Below are 5,030 nucleotides of genomic sequence, written 5' to 3'. Positions count from 1 at the left end.
ACGGCTTCACGGGCGACCGGTTCCAGCGAGATGTCGGTCAGCGAATGGCCAACCAGGTCGGCGGCGCGAGCGAGCTCGCTGAGCAGGTCGGCCGCGACCGGACGCGGAAGGCTGTCGTCGGACAGGTAGACGATGCGCCGCGCGATGACCCGCAGGTTGCGCGTCGCCAGATCGGTGGACTGCCGGATGCGCTCGTGCCGCAGCAGCTCGGACCGCTGGCGGCGCAGGAATGGCGAGATGCGGGCGATGGCTATCCCGGAGTCCAAGGACGTCGACCACGCGTCGACGTGCGGCTGAAGTGCTCGAGCCTTCTCGAGGCCGCGCTCAGCCCGCAGCCGGTCGCCGCGGCGCAGCGCCTGTGCCAGCGTGGCCATCGCGGAATCCATCGCCCGGTAGACCGCCGCTCCGTCGCGGCCCTCGTCGCGCTGGAGCGTCCGCGGGATCAACGCGGTCACCACCAGTGCGGCCACGCCCCCGACGATCCCGTCGATGAGACGCAGGAACGGCGCGTTGGCGGGGATCACCATCACGATCAGCGCCTGGATGGCCGCGGCGATCGCGAAGCTCGCCTGCGCCGAGAGGAAGCGCGCGACGACCAGCGTGAGGCCGAGGGCGAGGGCGAGCTGCCACCAGCCCGGCCCGGCCGCGAGCAGAAGCAGCTCCGCGACCAGGATGCCGACCAGCATCCCGAGGACGGTCTCGAGCACCCGTCGCGGTCGGGCGTCGCGGACCAGACCGAGGCTCGAGACGCACACAGTCGCAGCCAGGAGCGGCGCCGGGTGGCCCAGCACGTAGTGGGCGAACGCGTAGGCGCCCGTGGTCGCGACGACGATCTGCAGGATCGCGACGGACGAGTGCCGGACGCGGGCGAACCCCCGGCGCGGATCGACGCGCCGGCGCCAGCCGGTGGCGATGGCGGTCGTGGTCGGCTCCGGAATGTCGCCCACGAACGGCCCTCAGCCCGCTCGGCGGCCGAGCCGGGGCAGACGCGGGATGTTCGCCGTCGCTCCGGCCTCGGGCGGGACGATGGTCTCCTGGGCGGCGACGATGTCGCCGTCCGAGGTGCGCACGACGAGCCGGGCGTCGGTCGCCGTGTTGCGGCGGACGACGGCGAGGGCGATCGGACCCTCCTCGAAGTGGAGCGCGGCGGACGTGACGATGCCCACGGCGTTGTCGCCGGCGAAGACCTGGTCGCCGTGAGCCGGCAGCACCGAGTCGCTCCCATCCAGCTGAAGCGCCACGATGCGCCGAGGCGGGTGCCCCAGATTGTGCACCTTGGCCACGGTCTCCTGGCCGCGATAACAGCCCTTCTCGAGGTGCACGGCGGTCCGCAGCCAGTCGAGCTCGTGGGGCAGGGCGCGATCGTCCACCTCGTTCGCCCAGCGCGGTCGCCACGCGGCGATCCGCAGGGCGTCCGCCGCCGAAAGCCCGGCCAGGCGCAGTGCGCCCGCGGCCGCGGCATCCGCCGCACGCTCCTCTTCAGCACGTGGAACGATCGCCTCGGCCCAGTCGCGCTGCGTGCCGGGGTGCGGCTCGACGAGCGCGTAGGCGTGTCCGCCGGCGGCGACGGTCGGCCAGGGGTCGGTCCACACCAGGGGGACGCCGGCGGGCGCGGCCGGCAGCACCGCCTCGAGTCCGGCGCGCGTACCGCCGAGGACGGCGTACTCATCGCTCACGTCCTGCGGGTCGACCCGCAGCCGGAACCTCATCTTGCGCAGCCACGAGAGCAGACCGTCGGCATCGCCTCGGTCGGCGATGAGCCACGTCGTCTCGCCGTCATCGAGAACGGATGCCGCATGCTCGATGCGCCCGTGCGGATCCAGCACCAGCAGCTCGGTGCTCTCCCCCGGCGCCAAGCGGGTGAGAGCCTGGGAGGTGAGCGAGTCCAGCCACGAAAGTCGATCCTCGCCGGCGACCGCCAGCACCGCCCGATCGCCCAACGGGGCGATCGCTGCACCCGATGCAAGGGCGCGCTGCTCGCCGAGCGGGTTGCCGAGATGGCGCAGGCCGGACTCGTCGCCGACGGCGCCCCGGATTCGTGCGAACGGCCCGAGCATCAGTCGACCCGCGCGAGACGTGCAGAGGCGTGCGAGGAGAGCTCGCGGCCGAGGGCGGCGATGTCCCATGCCCAGAGGAGGTGAGCATCGACGAGGCCGTACATGCGGGCGGCTGCGGCGTAGGGCTTCGCACCCGCGGTGCGCACCACCGCGTCGGTCACGATGTCGATGCGCGGGCCGCGGATCTGACCGAGGTAGAGCTCACTGAGCCCGTCCGAATGAACGATCGACACCTCGATGTCGAACCCGCCCTCGGCGTTGCGGAGCACCTCGACGTCGTCCGCGGTGCGTTCCACGGGCGAACCTACGCCGGGGAGCAGCCCGGGGCCGGCCTCGGCATCGGTCGCTGCGCGCGAGAGCCGCCAGTAGCCCATCTCCGAGACGAGGGCGCTGCGCGCTCGATCACCGTCACCCGAATCGGGCGAATCGTCGAGGAGCCACGCGCTCGCCGCATAGTTCAAGTACGTGCCGCCGTCATGGCTGAAGCTGACGCGGTGGACGAACTCGCCCGCGAACCGGTGATCCGCAGTCTCGTAGTCGATGACGCCGGTGCCCTCCCAGACGCCGATGAGCCACGAAAGCGGCGCCAGGTCGGCGGGCAGGTCGGTGGGAAGGTCGATCACGACGTGACCGCCGTCAGCGCTGGCCGCGATAGAGGTTCTTGATCACGACGACGGAGACGAACGCGATCGCGAGGGACGCGAGTCCGAGCAGCCCGACGTAGAAGAGTTCGAGCGCGACGAGATCCATGGGTCGAGTCTAATCCGAAACGTCGGTGCCGGCCGGGCTCGGCCGGGTGCTTGTCGCCCTCACGCCGCGGACGCTAGCCCGGGACGATCGACGAAAGTCCGAAGCCGAGGCTGATCACACCCAGCACGAGGAGCGCGCCCAGGACGCTCGCGGCCACCCGCTCGGTGAAGCCCTGTGAGCGGCCGAACCACAGCTGGATCCCGAACGCCACCACCAGGCAGCCCCCGAGGCCCACCGTCAGCCACGCGGCCCGCCACTCGGGAGGGGTGAACAGACCGATCGCGATGCCGACGAGCGCCGCGATCACCCACACCGCGATCACACCGCCGAAGGTGCGTCGGGGAGCCAGTTCGGGGGTTGCCACAGGTCCATTGTCGCGCACGCAACCGCTCGGCGCACGGATGCTTCAGACCGTGGCGCAGGAGGGCGGCGAATCGATCAGAGCGGCGCGGATACCGCCTCAAGCTAAACTGGTGCAACGGCGCCATCCCCCGCGCCGGGAGGACGGCGTTCTTGGCACAGCTTCTCGTTCTGAGCTCCGCACATGGAGGCTCTGCAGTCCTGCCCGCGTTGGAGCTTCTGAGCCACCGCGTGCGGCAGATCCCTGCCGAGCCCGCGCAGCTGGTCAACGCGCCCAGCGCCGACATCATCTTCGTCGACGCGCGCATCGACCTGGTCGGCGCGAAGTCGCTGTGCAAGATCCTCAACACGACCGGGCTCGATGCCCCGCTGCTCCTCGTCGTCACCGAAGGCGGGCTCACGGCCGTCTCGACCGACTGGGGGGTCGACGACGTCATCCTCGTCACCGCCGGCCCCGCCGAGGTCGACGCGCGCATCCGCCTCGCGATCGGGCGGATGACCAAGGAGCAGGTCTCGACCCGCATCCAGACCTCGGGCATCACGATCGACGAATCCTCCTACTCCGCGAAGGTCCACGGAAAGCCGCTCGACCTGACGTACAAGGAGTTCCAGCTGCTGCACTTCTTCGCCACCCACCCGTCGCGCGTGTTCACGCGGGAGCAGCTGCTGAGCGAGGTGTGGGGCTACGACTACTTCGGCGGCACGCGGACCGTCGATGTGCACGTCCGTCGTCTGCGCGCGAAGCTCGGAGATCTCGAGCAGCTCATCGGCACGGTGCGAAACGTCGGTTACCGCTTCAACGTGTACGAGGACGACCAGATCCCCGCGCCCCGCGAGCGCACCGGCGCATAGCCGGCCGTTCACGCAAGTCCCCTGATCGAGCGCAGCGAGTAGAAGCGTTCACACGCTCGTCACTTCACCCTGCAATGATGAAGGGATGATCGAACACGACGTGCTCGACGCAGGTCTCGGCGACGCGGATGACGACGACTTCGACCTGTCCGAGGTCTTCGACTCGCAATTGCCCGACAACCGCTACCTCGATCGCGAGCTCAGCTGGCTCGCATTCAACCAGCGCGTCCTGGAGCTTGCGGAGGATCCCGCGCTCCCCGTCCTCGAGCGCGCCAACTTCCTCGCGATCTTCGCCAGCAACCTCGACGAGTTCTTCATGGTGCGTGTCGCCGGCCTGAAGCGGCGCATCATCACCGGGCTGGCCGTGCCGACGAACGTCGGCCGCTCGCCGCAGGAGGTCCTCGCCGACATCTCGGCCGACGCTCACGCTCTCCAACTTCGGCACGCGGATGCCTGGACCTCCCAGGTGCGTCCGGCGCTGGCCGAGGCGGGCATCGAGGTCATCTCCTGGGACGGGCTGGAGGAGGACGAGCGCGCCCGGCTGTCGGAGTACTTCCAGGCGCAGGTCTTCCCGGTTCTGATGCCGCTCGCCGTCGACCCGGCCCACCCCTTCCCCTACATCTCGGGCCTCTCGCTCAATCTCGCCATCCGCATCCGCAACGCCAGGACGGGCCGCCAGGAATTCGCGCGCCTCAAGGTGCCCCCGATGCTCCCCCGGTTTGTCGACGTGTCGCGTCACGGCGACACCGTGCGCTACCTGCCGCTCGAGGAGCTGATCGCGAACCACCTCGACGACCTCTTCCCCGGCATGGAGATCCTCGACCACCACGCGTTCCGTCTCACCCGCAACGAGGACGTGGTCATCGAGGAGGACGAGACCGAGAACCTCATCCAGGCGCTCGAGGCCGAGCTGCTGCGACGCCGGTTCGGTCCGCCGATCCGTCTCGAGGTCGGCGACGACATGGACGACCTCACGCTCGATCTGCTGATCAGCGAGCTGGACATCACGGC

5 protein-coding genes and 1 pseudogene are annotated in these 5,030 nt (G+C 70.0%); 2 read left to right on the top strand and 4 right to left on the bottom strand.

The genetic code is table 11. The features are described from left to right. The 4 genes from VFX99_RS13340 to VFX99_RS13325 form a co-directional block, all read right to left on the bottom strand. A partial coding sequence (locus tag VFX99_RS13340) for an FUSC family protein (protein ID WP_329666782.1) occupies nucleotides 1–947 on the bottom strand: 947 nt, incomplete at its 3' end. A 9-nt stretch (nucleotides 948–956) separates the two neighbouring features. After that, nucleotides 957–2,057 (bottom strand): YgfZ/GcvT domain-containing protein, encoded by a 1,101-nt coding sequence (locus VFX99_RS13335; protein ID WP_329666781.1) that lies wholly within the window; start codon nucleotides 2,055–2,057, stop codon nucleotides 957–959. Then, a complete protein-coding gene (locus VFX99_RS13330) occupies nucleotides 2,057–2,680 on the bottom strand; it encodes an FABP family protein (RefSeq protein ID WP_329666780.1) in 624 nt (207 codons plus the stop codon). Before VFX99_RS13330 ends, VFX99_RS13335 begins: the two co-directional genes overlap by 1 nt. 200 nt (nucleotides 2,681–2,880) lie before the next feature. Beyond that, nucleotides 2,881–3,171, bottom strand: coding sequence for a hypothetical protein (locus VFX99_RS13325; RefSeq protein WP_329666779.1), 291 nt, complete (start codon nucleotides 3,169–3,171; stop codon nucleotides 2,881–2,883). A gap of 149 nt (nucleotides 3,172–3,320) precedes the next feature. Here VFX99_RS13325 and VFX99_RS13320 point away from each other — a divergent pair, with 149 nt between their 5' ends. Together VFX99_RS13320 and VFX99_RS13315 are read left to right on the top strand one after the other, a co-directional pair. Further along, nucleotides 3,321–4,019, top strand: a complete 699-nt coding sequence (locus VFX99_RS13320; protein WP_329666778.1) for a response regulator transcription factor — start codon at nucleotides 3,321–3,323, stop codon at nucleotides 4,017–4,019. 85 nt (nucleotides 4,020–4,104) lie between these two features. Continuing rightward, nucleotides 4,105–5,030: pseudogene (locus VFX99_RS13315) on the top strand (RNA degradosome polyphosphate kinase); the annotation flags it as partial.

Origin of the sequence: Microbacterium sp. (assembly GCF_036277215.1) — a bacterium.
Classification (GTDB): Bacteria; Actinomycetota; Actinomycetes; order Actinomycetales; family Microbacteriaceae; genus Microbacterium.
Note: the sequence above shows the minus strand (reverse complement) of the source record. Positions and strands in the feature narration are given on the sequence as shown.